Here is a 23,558-nt window from a genome sequence, read left to right as displayed (position 1 = left end):
ATGTAACTTATTTTCTTCAGTTATAAACTTAACTAAAGCTTAAATTTATTTTGAAATGTTTTATATGATGGTCATATATGTATATTTGCTTTTGTAAAAGTAAAGTAAACTTGAAAAAAAGAAATAAGCTTAAAATATTAAACGACCCAATTTACGGTTTTATTACCATACCCAGCGAACTAATTTTTGATCTTATAGAACATAAATACTTTCAAAGATTACGCCGTATTTCTCAAATGGGACTTTCGTATTTGGTATATCCGGGAGCGCATCATACTCGTTTTCATCATGCTTTGGGTTGTATGCATTTAATGCAAAAAGCAGTCAGAGCTCTTCGTTTTAAGGATGTTAACATTTCTGAAAAAGAAGAAGAGGCGCTATATATTTCTATTTTATTGCATGATATTGGGCATGGACCTTTTTCTCATGCAATGGAACATAGTATTGTTAATGAAATAAATCATGAGTCTATTTCGTTGATGTTTATGGAGAAAATCAATGAAGAATTTAACGGTAGTTTAACGTTGGCAATACAGATTTTTAAGGGAGAATATCATCGTAATTTTCTGCATCAGCTAATTTCCAGTCAATTGGATATGGATCGTTTAGATTATTTGAAACGGGATAGTTTTTATACAGGTGTAGCCGAAGGAAATATTAATAGTGAGCGCCTGATTACAATGCTTACTGTTGTTAATGATGAATTAGTAATAGAGGAAAAAGGAATCTACTCTGTAGAAAAGTTTTTGTTGGCACGGCGATTAATGTATTGGCAAGTATATCTTCATAAAACCAGCCTAGTTGCAGAGAATTTATTAATTAGAGTGCTGCAAAGAGCCAAAGAACTTGTGGTTCGTGGCGAGAAGTTACCTGCAAGCGAAGCTTTGGCCTTCTTTTTAGAAAATAAAATTACTGCAAGTAACTTTACTCTGGATGTGTTGGAAACATTTTCGAGGCTAGATGATTATGATATTGTTTCGGCAATGAAAGAATGGGCGAATTCAAAAGATTTTGTGTTAAGCAAATTATCATCCATGATTATCGATAGGGATCTCTTAAAAATCAAGATTAAAAAGAAACCTTTTAAAAAAGATAAAAAAGAAAGTCATATCGAAAAATTTAAAGAGAAGCATAAAATTTCGTCAGAAGAAGCGCGTTATTTCATTTTTGAAGGAAAAATCTCAAATCAAGCATATCACCTGAATAAACAGAATATCAATATCTTATATAAATCGAATAAAATTGTAGATATCGTTAAGGCGACAGACGAATATAACTTAGAAGCCCTATCTAAACCAGTGACTAAATATTTTATGTGCTATCCAAAGCATAAAGATTAACACATTTTTTATACTTTTGCAAGAATGATTTTTACAGCCACACAAATTGCAGGTATCCTAAACGGAGAAATTGATGGAGATGAAACCGTTGAGGTATCCAAATTAGCTAAAATAGAAGAAGGTACTAAAGGTTCACTAACCTTTTTGTCAAACCCTAAATATACCCAATACATTTATTCTACTGATGCTTCGATAACTATAGTTGATAAAAACTTTGAAGCTGAGTCATCAATCAAGACAACACTAATTCGAGTTGATGATGCTTACAAAGCTTTTTCGCAGTTGTTAGAGTATTATAATATGGTAAAGATGAATAAAAGCGGGATTGAAAATCCTAGTTTTATATCTGAGACAGCCAAATATGGAGATAATATATACTTGGGAGCTTTTTCATACCTCGGAGAGAATGTATCGCTAGGTGTAAATGCAAAGATCTTTCCTAATGTATACATTGGTGATAATGTTACTATAGGAGATAATGTAGTTGTTTTTGCCGGAGCTAAAATTTATTCAGAAACAATTATTGGTGACAATTGTGTAATTCATAGTGGTGCAATTGTAGGAGCAGATGGTTTTGGGTTTACACCTAATGAAAAAGGAGAATATAGTAAAGTTCCACAAACAGGAAATGTTATTATTGAAGATAATGTTGATGTTGGAGCAGGTACAACGATTGACAGAGCAACTTTAGGCTCTACCATTATAAGAAAAGGAGTGAAATTAGATAACCAAATCCAAATCGCTCATAATGTAGAAATAGGAGAGCATACCGCCATTGCTGCGCAAACAGGTATTGCCGGTTCTACAAAAATTGGAAAACACTGTTTAATTGGCGGACAAGTTGGTATTGCGGGACATCTTGTTATAGGCAATAAGGTTAGAATACAGGCACAATCCGGTATTGGAAGAAATATAAAAGATGGAGAAGCGATTCAAGGCTCTCCGGCTTTAGGATATTCTGATTTTAATAAATCGTATGTGCATTTTAAAAATCTTCCGAAGATTGTTGATAAAATATATAAACTAGAGAAAAAGATAAATAAAAATGAGTGATGTAGCTGTGAGTAAACAAAGAACCATAAAAAAAGAGGTGAGACTTACAGGTGTGGGATTACATACTGGAAAAGAAGTAACACTTACCTTTAAGCCAGCCCCTGAAAATCATGGATACGCATTTTGTAGAGTTGACCTGGAAGGAAACCCGATTATTGAGGCAGATGCCAATTATGTGGTGAATACACAAAGAGGTACCAACTTAGAGAAAAACGGGGTAAGTATACAAACATCAGAGCATGTGCTTGCTGCTTGTGTAGGTTTAGAGATTGATAATCTTTTAATAGAATTAGATGCTTCAGAACCACCTATTATGGATGGTTCCAGTAAGTTTTTTATTGAAGCTCTGGAAGAAGCAGGTATCGTAGAACAAGAAGCAGAACGAGAAGAATATATTGTAAAGGATGTTATTTCGTATACCGATGAAGAATCGGGTAGCGAAATAATTGTAATGCCTTCTGATGAATACCAGATAACAACTATGGTGGATTTTGGCACCAAGGTTTTAGGTACTCAAAATGCATCCTTAAAACATCTTTCTGATTTTAAAAAAGAAATTGCAGATGCAAGGACTTTTAGCTTTTTGCATGAGTTAGAAATGTTATTAGAACATGGACTCATTAAAGGAGGAGATTTAAATAATGCAATTGTTTATGTTGATAAAGAATTGAGTCCAGGTACTATGGAAAAGCTAAAAGTAGCTTTTGGCAAGGATTCTATTGCAATAAAGCCTAATGGTATATTAGATAATTTGACATTACATTATCCTAATGAAGCTGCTCGTCATAAATTACTTGATGTAGTAGGTGATTTAGCTTTGATAGGTACCAGGATAAGAGGAAAAATTATAGCCAACAAACCTGGGCATTTTGTAAATACACAATTTGCTAAGAAGCTTTCAAAAATCATTAAAATTGAAAAGCGTAATAAAGTACCTCAATTTGATCTATCAAAAGAACCACTGATGGATATTAATAAGATTATGGATGTGCTTCCACACAGATCACCATTCTTATTAATAGATAGAATATTAGAAATGTCAGACAAGCATGTAGTTGGTCTTAAAAATGTGACAATGAATGAACCATTTTTTGTTGGGCATTTTCCTGGAGCGCCAGTTATGCCTGGAGTTCTTCAGGTTGAAGCAATGGCACAAACCGGCGGGATTTTAGCACTGAGTACAGTACCAGATCCAGAAAATTATCTCACTTATTTTATGAAGATAGATAAAGTGAAATTTAAACAACAAGTACTTCCGGGAGACACTTTAATATTTAAATTAGAGCTTATTACACCGATACGAAGAGGTATTTGTCATATGCAGGCTTTTGCTTATGCTAATGGAAGATTAGTTACAGAGGCAGAGCTTATGGCGCAAATCGTAAAATCAAAATAAATTAATAAAAGATAAATGGAGTAGATGTATTACGTTTTAGATAACTTCATTATTCTTTAATAACATAAAATTCAACTGATGAATCAACCTTTAGCATACGTTCATCCAGGAGCAAAAATTGCAAAAAATGTCGTAATCGAGCCCTTTACTACAATTCATAACAATGTAGTCATTGGTGAAGGAACCTGGATCGGTTCTAATGTTACGATCATGGAAGGAGCACGTATTGGAAAAAATTGCAGTATTTTCCCTGGAGCAGTTATTTCTGCTACTCCTCAAGATAAAAAATTTAATGATGAAGATACGGTAACCGAAATAGGAGATAATACAACTATACGCGAATGTGTTACTATAAACAGAGGAACTACTGATAAGATGAAAACTAAGGTCGGTAACAACTGTTGGATTATGGCATATTGCCACATAGCTCATGACTGTATTGTAGGTGATAATTGTATTTTTTCTAATAATAGTACGCTAGCCGGACATATTACAGTTGGTGATTATGTAGTTTTAGCAGGAATGGCTGCTGTACAACAGTTTTGTAGTATTGGTAATCATGCTTTTGTAACAGGTGGGTCGCTTGTTCGTAAAGATGTACCTCCTTTTGTTAAAGCAGCACGAGAACCTTTATCATATGTTGGAATAAACTCTATAGGTCTACGAAGAAGAGGGTTTACAACCGAAAAAATAAGAGAAATACAAAATATCTATAGAATTTTGTATCAACAGAATTATAATAACACACAAGCGGTCGCTATTATTGAGGCCGAGATGGAAGCAACTCCTGAACGTGATGAGGTTTTAGAGTTTATCAAGAACTCACAACGCGGGATCATGAAAGGATACTTCTCAAACTAATATTTAATTGAGAAGCTCAAATAATTTAAAAACGAAAGAATAACAATATTTATAATGGCTAATACTAGTGACATCAGAAATGGATTGTGTATCAAATACAATCATGATATTTATAAGATTATAGAATTTTTACACGTAAAACCAGGAAAAGGCCCTGCTTTTGTTAGAACGAAATTAAAGAGCGTTACTACAGGAAAAGTAATCGATAATACATTTTCTGCAGGTCATAAGATTGATGATGTACGTGTAGAAACGCATAAGTTTCAATATTTATATGCAGAAGGAGATACCTATCACTTCATGAATACAGAAGATTACAATCAAATTACACTTCAAAAATCAACTTTAGATGCTCCAGGTTTGTTAAAAGAAGGTGAAGTAGTAACTGTAATTATTAATTCTGAAGATCAAATGCCACTATCTGTAGAAATGCCTGCAAGTGTAATTCTTGAGGTAACCGCTACAGAACCAGGTGTTAAAGGAAATACCGCTACCAATGCAACCAAGCCTGCAACCGTTGAGACCGGTGCAGAGGTTATGGTACCTTTATTTATTAATGAAGGAGATAAAATTAAGATAGAAACAGAAAAAGGTACATATAAAGAAAGAATCAAAGAATAATTTTATTCTTAAGTTTTTATAATGAAATTTCCTCAGGCTCATACTTTAGAACAAATAGCAACGATCATTTCTTCAGAATATGTAGGTGATTCAAATTTTCCGGTATTGGGAATGAATGAAATACATGTTGTTTCTCCTGGAGATATTGTTTTTGTGGATCACCCAAAATATTATGATAAGGCTCTGCAAAGTGCTGCTACCGTAATATTAATTAACAAAAATGTGGATTGCCCAGAAGGTAAAGCATTATTAATTTCTGATGATCCGTTCAGAGATTTTAATACGTTGACCAAATATTTTAAGCCTTTTGAAAAATCAGATGCGATAATTTCATCAAGTGCCAAAATAGGGAAGGATACTATCGTTCAACCTGGTGCTTTTGTAGGTAATAATGTAGAGATTGGCAATAACTGCTTAATACATCCAAACGTTAGTATTTATGATAATACTATTATAGGGGATAATGTGACTATTCATTCAGGTACTGTTTTAGGGGCTGATGCTTTTTATTATAAAAATAGACCAGAAGGATTCGATAAGCTAATTTCAGGAGGCCGTGTGGTTATCCAGGATAATGTTGATTTGGGAGCTTCTTGTACTATAGATAGAGGAGTAACTGGTGATACCACAATAAAAGAAGGAACAAAAATAGATAATCAAGTTCATATTGGTCATGATACTGTCATAGGAAAAAAATGCCTTATTGCTTCTCAGGTTGGTATTGCTGGCTGTGTTGTTGTTGAAGATGAAGTTACTATGTGGGGACAAGTAGGCATAACCAGTGGGATTACTATAGGAACAAAAGCTATTATTTCTGCGCAATCAGGGGTAAGCAAGTCTTTGGAAGGTAATAAAAGTTACTTTGGTACTCCTGCAGATAATTTTAGAAAAAAATACAAGGAAATTGCTGCAATTAGGCAAATTCCTGATTTAATAGAAAAATTGAAAAACAATGAGTAAAACGGCAAAGGATATAGTAAGATCCTTTTATGAAACGGATTTGATTCATGATGCTGAAGCCCTATCTAAATATCTGCATCCTGAAATAGAATTATATTGGAATAGTAGTTTTGGTTTCAATAAGAGAGGTTTTGAAGATATTAAAACTATGTTTAGTCAGATGGCTTTATCTTTTGAAACTTTTAGATGCGAGATTAGTCATTTAATTGCAGAAGGGGATACGGTAACTATTCGATATACGTATTTTGCAAAAACGATAGAAGACCCTGATAAAGAGGAGGCTATAGCTCATTTTATTGCAATATGGGAATTAAAAGATAGCAAGTTATACAAAGGATATCAAATCAGTCAGCAAGGAGATAATACCCCAGAAAGTATGATGTCCTTTATGTCAAAATAAGCATAAGAAAAATAAAAAGTATTTTTTTTATTTTTCACTTTAACTATAGTGTTCAAAAGTGTACTTTTGAAACTCAAAAAAATAAAAATCATAACGCAATGAGTGTTTTAGTAAATAAAGATTCAAAAATTATTGTACAAGGTTTTACTGGTAGCGAAGGTACTTTTCATGCTAGTCAAATGATAGAATATGGTACTAACGTTGTAGGAGGTGTAACTCCAGGCAAAGGAGGACAAACTCATTTGGATAAACCAGTTTTTAATACTGTTAAAGAAGCAGTAGAACAAGTTAAGGCAGATACAACAATTATTTTTGTTCCGCCAGCTTTTGCGGCAGATGCTATTATGGAAGCTGCAGACGCAGGGATCAAAGTTATTATTACTATTACTGAAGGTATTCCGGTTGCGGATATGATTACTGCTTCTAACTATATAAAGGATAAAGGATGTAAGCTTATAGGACCTAACTGCCCAGGTGTAATCACACCGGGTGAAGCAAAAGTAGGTATTATGCCTGGATTTGTATTCAAAAAAGGAAATGTAGGTATCGTTTCCAAATCAGGGACATTGACTTATGAAGCTGCCGACCAAGTTGTTAAACAAGGTTTAGGTATTACTACAGCTATTGGAATTGGTGGTGACCCAATTATTGGAACTACTACAAAAGAAGCTGTAGAAATGTTGGTTAATGATCCAGAAACTAAATGTGTGGTTATGATTGGTGAAATTGGTGGTCAACTGGAAGCAGATGCTGCCAAATGGATAAAAGAAAGCGGAACCTCTAAACCTGTTGTTGGTTTTATTGCAGGTGAAACAGCTCCTGCTGGCCGTACCATGGGACATGCAGGTGCTATCGTTGGTGGAAGCGAAGATACTGCAGCCGCTAAAAAAGCAATTATGAGAGAATGTGGTATTCATGTAGTAGACTCTCCTGCAGAGATAGGTAAAAAAGTAGCAGAAGTATTGGGATAAATACTTGACTGTAAACTATATTGTAAAAAAACCTCTTGGATTAGTTCTAGGAGGTTTTTTTATTGAAATCATCGTGTTGTTAAAATTTTACTAAAAAACGTAACATATTCACTCTTTTTGCCATTAATATTACTTATTTACGTCTATTAAAAGATCTTAAACAAAATCAGTCTATGAAGTTATTAAAATCATTTTTACTATTGGCAGCGATTTTAACGCTTAGCAATTGTAAAAAATCATCATCAGAAACGAATATATCTAAAGAAATAAAAACCGAACAGCATACTGATGCAGCGGGATTCTCTTACGAAACGGTAACCAATGACCCAACCGGACTTAGATTATATACTTTAGATAATGGATTAAAAGTGTATTTGGCAAAAAATGAAGAAGAACCTAAAATTCAGACTTTAATAGCTGTAAAAGCAGGTTCTACATATGATCCTGCAGATAATACAGGTTTAGCGCATTATTTGGAACATATGGTATTTAAAGGAACCGACGAAATCGGGACTTTAGATTTTGAAAAAGAAAAAGAATTAATCAAGCAAATTTCAGATTTATATGAAGAGCATAAAGCAGAATCTGATCCAGAAAAGAAAAAAGAAATTTATAAGAAGATAGATGAAGTATCCCAAGAAGCTTCAAAATTATCTGTGGCAAACGAGTATGATAAAATGCTGAACTCATTGGGAGCTGAAGGAACCAATGCTTTTACTTCAAATGAGCAAACAGTTTATGTAAATAAAATTCCGACAAATGAGCTAGATAAATGGCTTACTGTAGAAAGTGAACGTTTTAGTCAATTAGTGTTACGATTGTTTCATACTGAGCTAGAAGCAGTTTATGAAGAATTCAATAGAGGGCAAGATAGTGATGGGCGTAAGCAATATTATGCGGTTTTAGAAGGCCTTTACCCTAATCATCCATATGGAACACAAACCACTATTGGTAAATCAGAGCATTTAAAGAATCCATCCATGGAGGCTATTAATGCATATTTTGATAAATATTATGTACCAAATAATATGGCCGTAATTTTGGTGGGAGATCTAGATTTTGATTCTACTATAAAGAAAGTAAACAATGCTTTTGGTGGTTTTAAATCTAAAGAAGTTTCTCACCCAGAGTTCCCAGAAGAACCGGCCATAACATCACCAATCAAAAAAGAAGTTTATGGACCTACAGCGGAGTCTATTTATGTGGCTTTTAGAGCCGGTGGTTATGGGACTAAAGAGGAAACCATGGTTACCCTTATTGATTATCTTTTAGCTAATTCTCAAGCGGGATTGATAGATTTAAACCTTAATCAAAAACAAAAGGTACAAAATGCTTCTTCATTTACAAATTTTGATAATGATTACGGATTTCATTTGTTATATGGTACGCCAAAGCAAGGCCAAACCTTAGATGAAGTTAAAGAGTTGTTATTAGGAGAGATAGAAAAAATTAAGAGAGGAGAGTTTGATGATTGGTTGATTGATGCTGTTGTTAACGATCTAAAATTAAACAGAGTTCGACAATTCGAAAATGCAAGCGCAACTGCGTATGAATATCTTGATGCTTTTGTTCATTTTACCGACTGGAAAGATCGTTTGACAATGTTGGATGAGATGAAAAGAATTAGTAAACAAGATGTGATCGATTTTGCTAAAAAGCATTATGGTAATAATTATGTAGAAGTACATAAAATCAAAGGAGAAGATAAAAACATTGTAAAAGTTGAAAACCCAGAAATAACTCCGGTTGAGCTAAATAGGGATAAAGAGTCTGAATTTATTAAAAGGTTCAAAAAGATGGAAGCTCCTGCTTTACAACCAAAATTTGTGGATTATAAGTCGGCTATTAAAACTACAAAAACGGCTAACGGGATACCTGTTTCCTATATAGAAAATGAAACAAACGATTTGTTTGATCTAAGCATTATATTAGATATGGGAAGCGATAATGACAAAAAACTTTCATTAGCTGCCGGATATTTAGATTATTTAGGTACAGATAAATATTCTCCAGAAGATCTTAAAAAAGAGTTTTATAAGTTAGGAATTAGTTATTCGGTAAATTCTTCTTCAGATATAACCAGAATAGGTATTTCTGGATTAAAAGAAAACCTTGATCAAGGTTTAGTTCTATTAGAGCATCTATGTCAAAATGCTTTAGCAGATCAGGATACATATAATAAATATGTAGATCAAATTGCTAAGGGCAGAGCAGATGGTAAAACCCAAAAAGGTAATATCATGTGGAATGGGTTGTTGAATTATGGTAAGTATGGAGAAAATTCAAGATTGCGTAATATTTATACCATCGAGGAATTAAAAGCAATAAACCCGCAAGAGTTGGTAAATATCATAAAAGATCTTGTGAATTATAAACAACGTGTTTTTTATTACGGGAAAGATATCAAAACTGCTGTAGCTTCGTTAGATAAGAACCATCTAATAAATGAAGAGTTAAAAGCATATCCTGAAAAAACTTCATATATAGAAAAAGAAACAGGAGGTAATGTATACTTTGTAGATTATGATATGGTTCAAAGTGAAATGCTGTTTTTGGCTAAAGGATCAGAATTTGATCCTAAAAAACTGGCAGCTTCAAGTTTATTTAACACCTATTTTGGTAGTGGACTTTCTTCAATTGTTTTTCAGGAAATAAGAGAATCAAAATCATTAGCATATTCTGCATTCTCACAGTATAGTAATGCAAAAGAAACGGGTAAATCTAATTATTTATATGCATACATCGGAACTCAGGCAAATAAGATGCCCGAAGCTGTTGATGCAATGATGGAATTAATGACCAATATGCCTGAAGCTGAGCAACAATTTAATCAGGCAAAAGAAGCTACATTAAAAAAGATAGCCGCAGATCGTATAACAAAAGCCAATATTTTTTGGTCATACGAAAAACTTGAAAAAAGAGGAATTGACTACGATAATCGAGAAGAAATGTATAATGCCATTAAAGGCATGACTCTTGCCGATCTAAAAACTTTTTTTGATGAAAATATTAAAGGTGAAAACTATAATGTTTTGGTAATAGGAAATAAGAAAGATGTAAATATGAAGGCACTCTCTAAGCTTGGAGTAGTGAAAGAAATGGATATCGATTATCTCTTTAATTATGAGAAAAAGAATGAAAATGTAAAATTATAAAAAGCTTCACTATTTTGTTGGTAAACCCTGTGAGAAATCGCGGGGTTTATTGTTGGTCACCTATTAGTAATTCTTATATTTGAATTTATTATTCTTAACATACCAAAAAATAATATACACAGATGAATCTTTTACAAGGTAAAACAGCTATTATCACAGGAGCCACGCGTGGTATAGGAAAAGGAATAGCACAAATTTTTGCAAAAAATGGTGCTAATGTGGCTTTTACATATAGTTCTTCGGTTGAGGCAGCAACAGCATTAGAAAAAGAATTGAATGCTATGGGAGTAAAAGCTAAGGGCTACCAAAGTAATGCAGCAAGTTATGATCAGGCGCAAGAGTTGGTAAAAGATGTTTTAGAAACATTTAACAGTATTGATGTTTTGGTTAATAATGCGGGTATAACAAAGGATAATCTTTTGATGCGTATGAGCGAAGAAGATTTTGATAAAGTAGTTGAAGTGAATCTTAAGAGTGTATTTAACATGACAAAAGCTGTTCAACGTACTATGCTAAAACAACGCAGTGGAAGCATCATTAATATGAGTTCTGTTGTAGGAGTTAAAGGTAATGCAGGTCAAGCTAACTATGCTGCGTCTAAAGCGGGAATTATAGGGTTTTCTAAATCTGTAGCTTTAGAACTTGGATCAAGAAATATAAGAAGTAATGTGGTTGCACCTGGTTTTATTGAAACAGAAATGACTGCTAAATTAGATGAAAAAGTTGTTGACGGTTGGCGTAATGCAATTCCTTTAAAAAGAGGAGGTACTCCAGAAGATATAGCAAATGCATGTCTTTATCTGGCTAGTGATTTAAGTACTTATGTTACGGGACAGGTACTTAATGTTGATGGGGGAATGTTAACCTAGTTTTGAATTACGATTAACGATTTTTGAATTATTTTAGAAGATTTTAGTATTTTTTGATATTAAAGTCGTTATTTTTCAACTGATAAAGAATATGTATTCAATTTGTATTGAAAAGATTTAAAATTCATAAATCTACAATCGTATATCGTAACCATAAGAATGCAAACAGAAACTATAGTATTGATCATAATTGCTTTCATAATCGCATTGATGATAGCATTGTTTCAATATTTATACAAAGCAAAGAATAGGAAGAAAAATCTCCTATTCTTTGCTTTTTTACGTTTTCTTAGTGTTTTTGCATTGTTACTATTGTTAATCAACCCAACATTCAAGCAAAAAAAATACTTCACTCAAAAGCCAACATTAGCCGTTGCCATAGATAATTCTTCATCAATAAAACATCTGGGTCAAGATCAAGCCATTACTAGTTTTGCTAAAAGGATGGAAGAAAACGATGATCTTAATGATAGATTTAGTGTAGTCTATTATTCTTTTTCTTCAGAATTAAAGGACTCGTTGGAGTATTCTTTTGATAAAAAACAGACCAACATCTCAAAAGTTCTCGATGATCTCAATCAGATTTATAAAAATACCATTGCTCCCGTAGTTATAGTTACAGATGGTAATCAGACTTACGGAAAAGACTATCAATATAGTAGTGTTGGGTATGAGCAGAATGTTTTTCCTGTTATTTCTGGAGATACCACCGCCGTATTAGATACCAAAATTCAGCAACTTAACGTAAATAGATATGCGTATCTTAAAAATAAGTTTCCAGTAGAAGTTATTCTCAACTATTCTGGCGATGATAATGTAAATACAAGGTTTGTTGTACAATCTGGAAATAGCACCTTGTACTCCCAACCAGTTTCTTTTTCTTTTCAAGATAATTCTAAAGTAATTAATTTTACACTTCCAGCTAGTACTCCTGGTGTGGTTCAATACACAGCTAGATTAGAATCATTAGCAAATGAGAAAAATACAATTAATAATAACAAAGCCTTTGCTGTAGAGATTATTGATCAAAAAACGAATGTACTGTTGATAAGTGATATTGTGCATCCTGATTTGGGTGCTATCAAAAAAAGTGTTGAAAGTAATGAAAGACGAAATATCACAATACGTCCACCACAAGAAGCAAGAGATATTAATCTAGATGATTATCAATTGGTTATTCTATATCAACCCAACAGTAGATTTAGAGAGTTTTATGAGAAATTAAAAACTCTCAGAAAAAATTACTTTACGATTACGGGTTCAAAAACAGATTGGTACTTTCTAAATAAAATACAAAATAAGTATAGCCAAGAAATTACTCGACAAACAGAGTACTATTTACCCAGGTTTAATACTAATTATGGTGCATTTTTATTAGATAATATTGGTTTTGAAGATTATCCGCCATTAATAGGTACTTTTGGAGAGGTTGATTTTAATAGTAATTATGATCCTCTTTTATATCGCACAATTAGTGGCATAGAGACAGATGATCCACTTTTGGTAACTATCGAGGATGATGGCATTAGAGAAGCTGTCTTGTTTGGAGATGGTTTATGGCGGTGGAGAGCTCAGAATTACTTAGATACCAAAAACTTTATAGATTTTGATGATTTCTTTGGCAAACTAATACAATATCTGGCATCAAATAAGAGAAAAAGTCGACTAAATACAATTTCAGAGTCGTTCTATTATGGTAATGCAAGCATAAAAGTTAATGCGGAATATTTCACTAAGAATTATGAGTTTGATCGAAGAGCTACACTAAGAATCACTGTGAAAAATAAAGATACTGAGGTAACACAAACTATTCCGATGATCTTGAAAAATAATACATACGAAGTAGATCTAAGTAGTATAACTGCGGGTAATTATGATTATACGGTAACGGTTGCAGGCGAGAATATATCGCGATCGGGTAGCTTTACTGTCTTAGAATATAATGTTGAACAACAATATCTCAATGCAGATGTAACAAAATTAAAGCAACTTGCGACTAACACTAATGGAAAGTCTTTTTATATAGATCAAATAGATTCTTTGATAGAGAATTTATCCAAAGATCAACGATATCAAGCAATACAAAAAAGCAAGGAAAATGTAGTATCTTTAATAGATTGGAAATATCTTTTAGCGATTGTTATTTTGTTACTTGCTGTAGAATGGTTTGCAAGAAAGTATAACGGACTTATTTAAAATTAAAACTCAAAATTATTATGGAAAAATTACCAAAAATAGGGCTTCCTGTTCTGATTCTTATTGTTTTAGGGATCGTTTTTATTTCAAAATCAACAATTACTATCGGCTCTGGTGAAGCTGGTGTTCTTTATAAAACATTTGGAGGAGGAGTGGTGACAGACGCTCCACCACTTGGAGAAGGGTTTCATTTAGTTGCACCTTGGAATAAAGTAATTGTTTATGAAGTAAGACAACAAGAGGTTTTTGAAAAGATGCAAGTGCTTTCTTCTAATGGATTAGAAATTAAACTTGATGCTTCGGCATGGTTTCAGCCTGATTATAATAAGTTAGGTTTATTACATCAACAAAAAGGAGAAAACTATGTTGCCAGAGTTTTATTGCCTACGATTAGATCTGCAGCTCGTAGTGTAGTTGGGCGATATACTCCAGAACAGTTGTATTCTAGTAAAAGAGATGCGATTCAAAAAGAGATCTTTGAAGAAACTAAAAAAATAGTAGGGGATCAATTCATTCAGCTTAATGAGGTTTTGGTGCGTGATGTAACATTACCACCAACAATTAAGGAAGCTATTGAGCGTAAGTTGCGGCAAGAACAAGAGGCGTTAGAATACGAATTTAGGTTAGAGAAGGCCAGAAAAGAGGCAGAAAGACAAAAAATCGATGCTGAAGGTAAAGCCGTTGCTAATCAAATTCTAAGTGCATCGTTAACAGATAAGATTCTTAAAGAAAAAGGAATTCAAGCTACATTAGAATTGTCAAAATCACCTAATGCTAAAGTAGTGGTTGTAGGCTCAGGAAAAGATGGAATGCCGCTAATATTAGGCAATCAATAAAAAAATAGTATAGCTAATTATACTTTTTAAATACGACCATCATATAATATATGTAACATTATATGATGGTTTTTTTATACCTATTAACCATCTCTAAATATCATAATTATCCGTGTTAAGATGCATAACTGCCTTATTGCGTTTTAATTATATTAGAAAAACATAGAGTTATAGGTTATAATTTTTAAAAAAATGTATTTTTATCTTCTTTAATAATCGTTTGATCTTTTTTAGAAATATTTTTAGTACGATTTTTAGTACTCAATAACCCCTTATGGACAAACAAAATACTACATTGTCTAAAATTACACACCTGTTAGAACAATCCTATAAAGTTAGGATTAATGACTTACAGGAAAGTGTAACACTAGCGAATGAAGCACTAGGGTTAAGCGAAGAGATCGGAGATAAAGAATTTATTGGCAAAAGCCTAAATATGCTTTCGCTATTCAATATGATTAGTGGAAATGGTAGTGAGGCTATATCATTTGCCGAAAAAGCAATCAATTGTTTTGAGTCTTTAGAAGATGAAAGAGGAGTAGCTGATGCTAAATATAACATAGCAGGGATACATTATAAGACAAATAATTACCATCTGGGGATGATTTACCTCATTGATGCTCTGGTTATCTATCAAAAATATGAGGACTGGCATAATCAATCCAGAACCCAAAAATCACTTGGTACTATTTATGAAATTTTAGGAGATGAAAATAATGCTTCTGAAGCGTATCGAATAGCGATTGAAACAGCAAAAAAATGTAAAAATAAAAACCTTGAATCTAATGTTTACAATCCTATGTCTGGGATTTTACTTAAAAAGAATAAGCCCAAAGAAGCATTAGAGATTATTAATAAATCGATAGCGTTAAAATTGGAAACCGGAGACGAAAGAGGTCTTGCTTTTGCAATTTATGGTCGTGGTAAAGTAAATAATTATAATAAGAATTATGAAAAAGCTAAAGCTGATTATATTGAAGCGCTGAGCATACATGAAAAATATAATGAAGTTTTTGGCATAGGAATGACTAAACATAAATTAGCACAATTATATCTGGAAACAGGAGAAAAAGAAAGAGCAAAAACCGCATTAAAGGAAGTTGTGGCATTTGGTGAAAAATATAACCTCTCCAGAACTAAATTTAAATCAAGTCATCTTCTTTATGAAATATATAGAGGAGAGAATGAACATCAAAAGGCTTTACAATATCTCGAAAGTTATTTAATAGAAAAAGATGCTTCTATCAACTCTCAGACATTGAAAGTTATCGAAAATTATGAGCGTATTTCAAAAATAAAATATGAGCAACAAGAAGAAAATCTTAAACGTGAAAAAGAAGCTATTATAATAAAAGAAAAGCAAGCAGAAGAAACTGCAAATATGCGTCAGTCATTTCTGTCTGCGATGAGTCATGAAATCAGGACTCCTTTAAATGCGGTAACAAGTATTATCTCAATGCTTAAAGAAAGAGCAGATGCAGACGATCAAAAGTTACTCACATCGTTACAATTCTCATCAAAAAATTTAATGCGAATTATTAATGATATTTTAGATTTTTCGAAGTTGGATTCTAATAAAATGCAATTAGAAATGCATTCTGTAAACTTCAAAGAACTCATCAACAACATTAGAGAAACCTATTTAGGAATGGCTCTTGAAAAAGGGATCGCTTTAAATGTTCAAATTGACGAAGGACTAAGTAAATTCTATATGCTTGATGAAACTAAATTGTTTCAAATTTTAGGTAACCTTGTGAGTAATGCTATAAAATATACGAATAAAGGGTCTGTATGTATCGATATTGAGTTAATGTCGTCAGCAGCAAAAAAGGACACAATATCATTTAGTATAGAAGATACAGGTGTTGGAATTGCCAAACAAGATCAAACTAAGCTCTTTGATAGCTTTTATATACCAACTACGATTACAACAAGAAATAATGGCGGTACCGGATTAGGTCTTGCAATAGTAAAAAAAATAGTAGAGTTGTATGGTAGTAGTGTTACCTTAACAAGTGAAAAAGGTAAAGGTTCAATATTTCGATTTGAGTTAGAATTAGAACGTACCACAGCAAATATTCAGATTGACCAAAAACTTACAAATCAATTAAAAGGTAAAACAGCAATTCTTGCAGAAGATAATGAAGTGAATGCTTTAGTTATGGGACAGTTGCTTAAAAAATGGGGCGTAAAAATAGAGCGAGTAAAAAATGGATATGATGCTGTAAAAATTGCTAAAAAAACAAAAGTTGACTTTATTTTAATGGATATTCATATGCCTGAAATGAATGGTTTTGATGCGGCAAAACTTATTAAGGATTCACCTAATGATAATCAAAAAACCCCAATATACGCACTTACCGCCGATGTTACCTCGGTAAATAATGAAGAATATGCTACGTATTTTGATGGTTTCTTATGGAAACCCCTACAGATTGATAGGCTATTTGATACATTAGTGAATCAATAAGATAGTATATATACACATCTATATAAAAAACCTTCGCAAAATATATTTTGCGAAGGTTTTTTATAAACTGATACTACTTAGAAACCACTATTTTTTCATGAGCTTGGCTGCTTGATCTGTCCATTTATCTCGTTCAATACGACCAGGAAAAAATTTAATGAGCTCTGTTACTGTTTCTATATCTTCCTTTTTGAACTTACTAATTTGATCAAAGGTATAAATACCTATACCATTCAATTTTTCTTCTATAAAGGGTCCTATACCGCTTATTAGTTTTAAATCATCTTTTTCTGAAGCATCAGCTTTACCAAAACTATCAAAGTTTAGTGTAGGTGGATCACCTTTGTCAGTACTATCTTCAGTAACTGCAACACCACCATGATCTCTAGTTTTTATTGCTTTAATAGTATTGTCTGTATTTTGTGTTTCAGGTGCTGATGGACTTGAGAATGTTGTATTTGCCTTTGGGTTATTGGCATTTCTTAATTTTGAATTTAACCGTTTACACTCATCAAGTTCAGATTGATATTTGCTTTTAAGCGCCCGTTTTGATAAAAACCATCCTAGTAAAAAAGCCAGGAATAATAATAACAATAGACACCACCAATTTGCTTCGTTTAAAAAATCTAACATAGTTGTATTTTATTTAATTTACGATTATTTCTATTCTTCTATTTTTTGCTCTGTTTTCTTCACTGTCATTTGGAGCAATTGGGGTTGATTCTCCTTTAGATAAGGCTTTGATTTTATGTGTTTCAATACCTTGAGAAATAAGGTAGTTCATTACATTATTTGCGCGTTCTTGTCCGTACCAAACATTAGCTTCAGCTTCTCCAACATCATCGGTATGTCCGATTACTTCTACTATTTTGTTGGGGTACTTCTCAAGATAATTTTTAAGTTCAAGGGTATAATTCGTCAAGGTAGCATCGGGAGTAAATGTTTTCTGTGCAAATTCAGAGTACAATATCTTGTTTGCAACGCCTTTTTCTACTTCAGTGATTCTGGATTCATCAAGTTGGTTAAAATCCAGAAGAATACCTCCTATATAGTTTCCAGTGGTTTCATCATATGTATAATCCATCAACTTTGATTTTGTGGTTATTCGATCTCCATTAACACCTGCATTTATTAAAACATCTTTTATGAAATTTGCTCTCGAAACACCAAAGTCACTGTTTTCCTCCTGTTCAGAAAAACTCTCAAACCCAGAAATAATGAGTTCCTGATCTTGATGTTTACCAAGATAAAGAGCAATTTGATCACTAAAATTTTGTAAAGAATTTGGAATAAATACATCTCCGTTATTACGGTTTATTTGAAAGTTTTCTATGTATTTAAAGATATCCTGCCCTTGAAGGTCTTTTGCGAATAAACCTGTGCGTGCCCTGTTTAGGTTGGCTATGCTATCTTCATAAGCTTTTTTTGTGAGTGCTTCGTTTTTAAGATCCGAATCATTTTTTTCTACGACATTAGTAGAAGAGTCACGGTCTCCTAAGCACCAGTTGCAGGAATAATACCACCACATTCCCAGCCATGCAAATAGCAAGAAAATGGTGAAAGAAATAAAATTTTTCATATGTTGATGATTAGCGTTAGTCTTTTAAAGTTATTAAAAATGTTTATAATCAATGTATTATGTGATTTAATTTCTAAAGATTTATTGCAGAAAAAAGACTAATTGCAAAAATTTAAGTTGAAATGCGTTTCAAGAAAATATTTTTTTATAAATTCGCAAAGTATTTACAAAAATCAATGAGAAAAATAGCTATACATCATCATCATTCTTACATTTTCGCTCAGGCGTGGTAAGTGTGGTATGTATATAGTACAACAATAAATTTAACCCGTTTGAGAAGTTCAAACGGGTTTTTTGTTTCAAAACGGGCTTGTTAGAACTGATTAAACTCAACAACAAAGAGAATGTCTAAAATTAAAATTGCTATTCAAAAAAGTGGCCGACTTAATGAAGATTCGGTTAAGATCCTTAAAGATTGTGGTATTTCAATCGATAATGGTAAAGATCAATTAAAAGCTCAAACGCGTAATTTTCCAATGGAAGTTATGTTTTTACGTAATGGTGATATCCCGCAATACCTTAGAGATGGAGTGGTTGATATTGCAATTATTGGTGAAAATGTACTTATCGAAAAAGGGAAAGATATTTCTATTGCCGAGCGTCTTAATTTTTCTAAGTGTAAAGTTTCATTGGCGGTACCTAAAGATTTTGAATACAATTCAATACAGGATTTAGATGGAAAACGAATAGCTACCTCGTATCCCAATACCGTAAATCAATATTTAGAAAAGCAAGGGATATCTGCAGAGTTGCACCAGATTTCTGGCTCTGTAGAAATTGCACCTAATATAGGTCTTGCAGATGCCATTTGTGATATCGTCTCTAGCGGAAGTACCTTGTTTAAGAATAATTTAAAAGAAGTTGAAGTAATGCTTACATCAGAAGCAGTGCTTGCCGTTTCTCCAAAAATATCTGAAGAGAATAAAGACCTTCTTAAAAAATTGCAGTTTAGAATAAAAGCAGTTTTAAAAGCCAGAAATTCTAAATACGTTCTTCTTAATGCTCCTAATGAAAAAATAGAAGATATTGTAAAAATTTTACCCGGAATGCGAAGTCCAACAGTATTGCCTCTAGCAGAAAAAGGATGGAGCTCGATTCACACCGTTGTAGAGAAAAATAAGTTCTGGGATATTCTTGATGAACTAAAAGCTGAAGGAGCAGAAGGAATTTTAGTTTGTCCAATTGAAAAAATGGTGTTGTAATTTATAAGTATAAAGAAAGATGAAGAAGATATACAGCCCAGAAAGAAGTACATGGCCTACAGTATTAAAAAGACCAACACAAACGGTAGAAGATATTGAAGCAACAGTATTGCGTGTTTTTAATGAGGTTAAATCAGAAGGTGATATAGCAATACACCGATATACTCAAAAGTTTGATAATGTATCTCTTGAAAATATTTTGGTTACTTCAGAAGAAATTGAAGAAGCAAAAAAACAAGTAAGTCAAGAATTAAAAGAATCTATAGCTGCGGCTAAATCCAATATTGAAATTTTTCATGCAGCTCAAAAAACTGAAAAAGTTTCAGTAGAAACCGCTACTGGAGTTTTATGTTGGCAAGAAAAAAGACCAATTCAAAAAGTTGGTTTATATATCCCTGGTGGTACTGCACCGTTGTTTTCAACAATATTAATGTTGGCAATACCAGCAAACATTGCAAAATGTAAAGAAATAGTGCTATGCACGCCGCCAGGTAATGAAGGAAAAATAAATCCAGCAATTTTGTACGCTGCAGACCTTTGCGGTGTTACCAAAATATGTAAAGTTGGTGGGATACAAGCTATCGCTGGAATGACTTTTGGTACCAATAGTATTCCGCAAGTATATAAAATATTTGGTCCAGGCAATCAATTTGTAACCGTAGCTAAGCAATTAGCTACAAAATTTGGAGTCGCCATAGATATGCCTGCAGGGCCTAGCGAATTATTAGTGGTTGCAGATGATACGGCAAATGCTTCTTTTGTTGCTTCAGATTTATTGAGCCAGGCAGAGCATGGTAAAGATAGCCAAGTGATTTTAGTTTCTACTTCAAAAAAGATGATCGATAAAGTAGAGAAAGAAGTAGAAGAACAGCTCTCTGTATTACCTAGAAAAGATATTGCTATGACCGCAATCGAAAATTCAAGATTAATATATGTAGATAACGATGTAGAAGCGTTGACTCTTATCAATGAATATGGACCTGAACATTTTATAGTTTGTGTCAAAAATGAAGAGTATTATGTGGCTAACATCGAAAATGCCGGATCCGTTTTTATTGGTAACTATACACCTGAGAGTGCAGGGGATTATGCTTCAGGAACAAATCATACGCTACCTACAAATGGATATGCAAAGCAGTATAGCGGGGTAAACCTGGATAGTTTTATGAAATCGATGACTTTCCAGAAGATCTCTGAAAAAGGAATCCAAACCATTGGAAATGCGATTGAATTAATGGCAGAGGCTGAAGGTTTACAAGCGCATAAAAATGCAGTAACCTTAAGATTAGAAAGTTTAAAATAAATAATGAGATCCTGAAACAAGTTCAGGGTGACAATAACAGATGAATAAAACACAATTCAATATTAATCAATTAGTTCGCGAAAATGTCTTGGGTCTTATGCCATATTCTTCTGCCAGAGATGAATATGTGAGCGACGGATCTGAAATGATTTTTCTTGATGCCAACGAAAACCCTTTTGAGAATGGAGTAAATCGATATCCAGATCCTCAACAAAGAAACCTTAAGGCGGTTCTTGCGCAGCAGAAAAGCGTTTCGGTACAAAATATTCTACTAGGAAATGGAAGTGATGAAGTTCTGGATCTTTTATTTAGAGCATTTTGCGAACCAAAAATTGATAATATTATCACCTTACCTCCAACATACGGGATGTATAAGGTGTTAGCAAACATTAATAATATCCAAAATCGGGAGGTGTTATTGACAGAAAGTTTTGAGCCCAATGTTAAAACGATTTTAGAAGCAGTCAATTCAAATACAAAGATTATCTTCCTTTGTTCGCCCAATAATCCTACGGGAAATTCTTTTTCTGAAGAACGTATAACTCAAGTTTTAGATAGATTTGATGGCTTAGTAGTTATTGATGAAGCTTATATAGACTTTTCAGATAAAGAAAGTTGGATTGAAAAGATAAAAACATATCCTAATCTTATTGTAACACAAACATTATCTAAAGCCTATGGATTAGCAGGTATTAGACTTGGAGTTTGCTATGCTTCTGAAGAAATCATTGCTATTCTTAATAAAATAAAACCGCCATACAATGTTAATGAATTAACTCAAAAACGAGCTTTAGAACGTGTTATGGATTTCGATAAGGTCAATACAGAAGTTTCTAATATTCTGGAAGAAAGAAAAAAACTAATAACTACGTTATCACAGATAAGTTTTGTAGAGAAAATATATGAGACCGATGCTAATTTTATTTTGGTAAAAGTAGATGATGCCGACAAACGTTATGATCAATTATTGCAGAAAGGCATTGTGATTCGTAATCGAAGTACGCAACCTTTATGTGAAAATACACTTAGATTTACAGTAGGTACACCTGCTGAAAATAATGCGCTAGAAAAAATATTAAAACAACTATAAAATCCATAGTTCTCTCTCTTTTTGAAAGAGTGTTGAAGCCATAAGAATATGAAAAAGAAAGTATTATTTATAGACCGAGACGGTACGATTATCAAAGAAACGGCCGACGAACAGATCGATGCCTTTGAGAAGATGATTTTCTATCCCAAGGCATTTACATACTTGGGTAAAATAGCTGATGAGCTGGATTATGAACTAGTCATGATTACCAATCAAGATGGTTTGGGCACAGACTCATTTCCTGAAGATACCTTTTGGCCGGTACATAATTTTATTATGAAGTCTTTTGAAAATGAAGGAGTTGTTTTTGACAAGGTATTTCTTGATAGAACATTTCCGCATGAAAATGCAAATACCAGAAAACCAGGTACAGGTTTGTTGACTGAGTATTTTTCTGACGAATATGATTTAGAAAACTCTTTTGTAATCGGGGATCGATTAACTGATATGGAGTTGGCAAAAAACTTAGGATCCCAGGGGATATTCATTAATGATAATACTAACCTGGGAACAGGAGAAATCACCATTAAGCAAGAAGAATTAAATGGCCATATTGCTTTAGAAAGTAATGATTGGCAAAAGATATATGAATTTCTTAAGCTAAATGATCGTGTTGCCGAGATTTCAAGAAAAACAAACGAAACCGATATCTATATTAAACTTAATCTTGACGGAACAGGAAAAAGTAATATCAGTACGGGCTTAGAGTTTTTTGATCATATGCTGGATCAAATTTCGCGTCACGGTCAAATGGATTTGGATGTTAATGTAAAGGGTGATCTGGAAGTAGATGAACATCATACAATAGAAGATACCGCAATAGCTTTGGGAGAGGTTTTTTCTAAGGCGTTAGATAATAAACTGGGCATAGAACGCTATGGGTTTTGCTTGCCAATGGATGACTGCCTTGCACAAGTGGCTATAGATTTTGGAGGGCGTAATTGGTTGGTATGGGAGGCCGACTTTAAGCGAGAAATGATTGGAAAAATGCCAACAGAGATGTTTTATCATTTCTTTAAATCATTTACCGATGGCGCAAAAGCAAACCTTAATGTAAAGGCCGAAGGAACTAACGAGCATCATAAAATCGAAGCTATCTTTAAAGCATTTGCCAAAGCGATTAAGGTGGCAGTGAAAAGAGATCCAGAGAAAATGATTTTACCAAGTACAAAAGGAATGTTGTAAACAATAATTTTTTGTCATTCCGGCGAAGGCCGGAATCCAAAATTAAATGTATAAGTTCAATTAAAATGATT

19 protein-coding genes are annotated in these 23,558 nt (G+C 33.1%); 17 read left to right on the top strand and 2 right to left on the bottom strand.

Annotated elements, in window-relative coordinates; all coding sequences use genetic code 11:
- The first annotated feature begins 110 nt into the window (after nt 1-110).
- From JJQ60_RS06065 to JJQ60_RS06005, 13 genes are all read left to right on the top strand, one after another.
- Nucleotides 111-1,340: an HD domain-containing protein gene (locus JJQ60_RS06065; protein WP_201917717.1), complete on the top strand. Its 1,230-nt coding sequence runs from the start codon at nt 111-113 to the stop codon at nt 1,338-1,340.
- A gap of 24 nt (nt 1,341-1,364) precedes the next feature.
- A complete protein-coding gene (lpxD, locus tag JJQ60_RS06060) occupies nt 1,365-2,393 on the top strand; it encodes a UDP-3-O-(3-hydroxymyristoyl)glucosamine N-acyltransferase (RefSeq protein WP_201917716.1) in 1,029 nt (342 codons plus the stop codon).
- Entirely contained in the window at nt 2,386-3,789 is a 1,404-nt protein-coding gene (locus tag JJQ60_RS06055) for a bifunctional UDP-3-O-[3-hydroxymyristoyl] N-acetylglucosamine deacetylase/3-hydroxyacyl-ACP dehydratase (RefSeq protein WP_201917714.1), read from the top strand. Before lpxD ends, JJQ60_RS06055 begins: the two co-directional genes overlap by 8 nt.
- A 78-nt stretch (nt 3,790-3,867) precedes the next feature.
- Nucleotides 3,868-4,650, top strand: coding sequence for an acyl-ACP--UDP-N-acetylglucosamine O-acyltransferase (gene lpxA / locus JJQ60_RS06050; RefSeq protein ID WP_201917712.1), 783 nt, complete (start codon nt 3,868-3,870; stop codon nt 4,648-4,650).
- Between the two features lie 54 nt (nt 4,651-4,704).
- A complete protein-coding gene (gene efp, locus JJQ60_RS06045) occupies nt 4,705-5,271 on the top strand; it encodes an elongation factor P (protein WP_201917710.1) in 567 nt (188 codons plus the stop codon).
- Between the two features lie 21 nt (nt 5,272-5,292).
- Complete coding sequence (locus JJQ60_RS06040) at nt 5,293-6,231, top strand: UDP-3-O-(3-hydroxymyristoyl)glucosamine N-acyltransferase (RefSeq protein WP_201917708.1); 939 nt, start codon at nt 5,293-5,295, stop codon at nt 6,229-6,231.
- A complete protein-coding gene (locus JJQ60_RS06035) occupies nt 6,224-6,631 on the top strand; it encodes a nuclear transport factor 2 family protein (protein ID WP_201917706.1) in 408 nt (135 codons plus the stop codon). The genes JJQ60_RS06040 and JJQ60_RS06035 overlap by 8 nt, the downstream gene beginning before the upstream one ends.
- A 98-nt stretch (nt 6,632-6,729) precedes the next feature.
- A complete protein-coding gene (gene sucD, locus JJQ60_RS06030; protein WP_201917704.1) occupies nt 6,730-7,602 on the top strand; it encodes a succinate--CoA ligase subunit alpha in 873 nt (290 codons plus the stop codon).
- A 173-nt stretch (nt 7,603-7,775) separates the two neighbouring features.
- Entirely contained in the window at nt 7,776-10,757 is a 2,982-nt protein-coding gene (locus JJQ60_RS06025) for a M16 family metallopeptidase (protein WP_201917702.1), read from the top strand.
- 122 nt (nt 10,758-10,879) lie between these two features.
- Nucleotides 10,880-11,626 carry a 3-oxoacyl-[acyl-carrier-protein] reductase gene (gene fabG, locus JJQ60_RS06020; RefSeq protein ID WP_201917700.1) on the top strand — a complete coding sequence of 249 codons (747 nt, stop codon included), beginning with the start codon at nt 10,880-10,882 and terminating at the stop codon, nt 11,624-11,626.
- A 159-nt stretch (nt 11,627-11,785) separates the two neighbouring features.
- The gene (locus JJQ60_RS06015) at nt 11,786-13,822 is read left to right on the top strand and encodes a VWA domain-containing protein (protein WP_201917698.1); all 2,037 of its coding nucleotides are present in this window, start codon (nt 11,786-11,788) and stop codon (nt 13,820-13,822) included.
- A 20-nt stretch (nt 13,823-13,842) separates the two neighbouring features.
- Nucleotides 13,843-14,658 (top strand): prohibitin family protein, encoded by an 816-nt coding sequence (locus tag JJQ60_RS06010; RefSeq protein WP_201917696.1) that lies wholly within the window; start codon nt 13,843-13,845, stop codon nt 14,656-14,658.
- A gap of 274 nt (nt 14,659-14,932) precedes the next feature.
- Nucleotides 14,933-17,128: an ATP-binding response regulator gene (locus JJQ60_RS06005; RefSeq protein ID WP_201917694.1), complete on the top strand. Its 2,196-nt coding sequence runs from the start codon at nt 14,933-14,935 to the stop codon at nt 17,126-17,128.
- Nucleotides 17,129-17,215: 87 nt separating this feature from the next.
- Here the strand turns inward: JJQ60_RS06005 and JJQ60_RS06000 are convergent, their stop codons facing one another.
- Nucleotides 17,216-17,761, bottom strand: a complete 546-nt coding sequence (locus JJQ60_RS06000) for a hypothetical protein (RefSeq protein ID WP_201917692.1) — start codon at nt 17,759-17,761, stop codon at nt 17,216-17,218.
- 13 nt (nt 17,762-17,774) lie between these two features.
- Nucleotides 17,775-18,707: an OmpA family protein gene (locus JJQ60_RS05995; protein WP_201917690.1), complete on the bottom strand. Its 933-nt coding sequence runs from the start codon at nt 18,705-18,707 to the stop codon at nt 17,775-17,777.
- 344 nt (nt 18,708-19,051) lie between these two features.
- Between JJQ60_RS05995 and hisG the strand changes: the two genes are divergently transcribed.
- From hisG to hisB, 4 genes are read left to right on the top strand one after another with little or no spacing between them, the layout of a single operon-like run.
- Nucleotides 19,052-19,909 carry an ATP phosphoribosyltransferase gene (hisG, locus tag JJQ60_RS05990; protein ID WP_201917688.1) on the top strand — a complete coding sequence of 286 codons (858 nt, stop codon included), beginning with the start codon at nt 19,052-19,054 and terminating at the stop codon, nt 19,907-19,909.
- A gap of 19 nt (nt 19,910-19,928) precedes the next feature.
- Entirely contained in the window at nt 19,929-21,212 is a 1,284-nt protein-coding gene (gene hisD, locus JJQ60_RS05985; protein WP_201917686.1) for a histidinol dehydrogenase, read from the top strand.
- A gap of 40 nt (nt 21,213-21,252) precedes the next feature.
- Nucleotides 21,253-22,302, top strand: a complete 1,050-nt coding sequence (gene hisC, locus JJQ60_RS05980; RefSeq protein ID WP_201917684.1) for a histidinol-phosphate transaminase — start codon at nt 21,253-21,255, stop codon at nt 22,300-22,302.
- Nucleotides 22,303-22,350: 48 nt separating this feature from the next.
- A complete protein-coding gene (hisB, locus tag JJQ60_RS05975; protein WP_201917682.1) occupies nt 22,351-23,487 on the top strand; it encodes a bifunctional histidinol-phosphatase/imidazoleglycerol-phosphate dehydratase HisB in 1,137 nt (378 codons plus the stop codon).
- The last annotated feature ends 71 nt before the right edge of the window (nt 23,488-23,558 follow it).

It is taken from the genome of Aquimarina mytili, from assembly GCF_016735115.1.
Taxonomy (GTDB): Bacteria; Bacteroidota; Bacteroidia; order Flavobacteriales; family Flavobacteriaceae; genus Aquimarina; species Aquimarina mytili.
The sequence above is the reverse complement of the archived record's forward strand: the minus strand, read 5'-3'. Positions and strand labels throughout refer to the sequence as shown.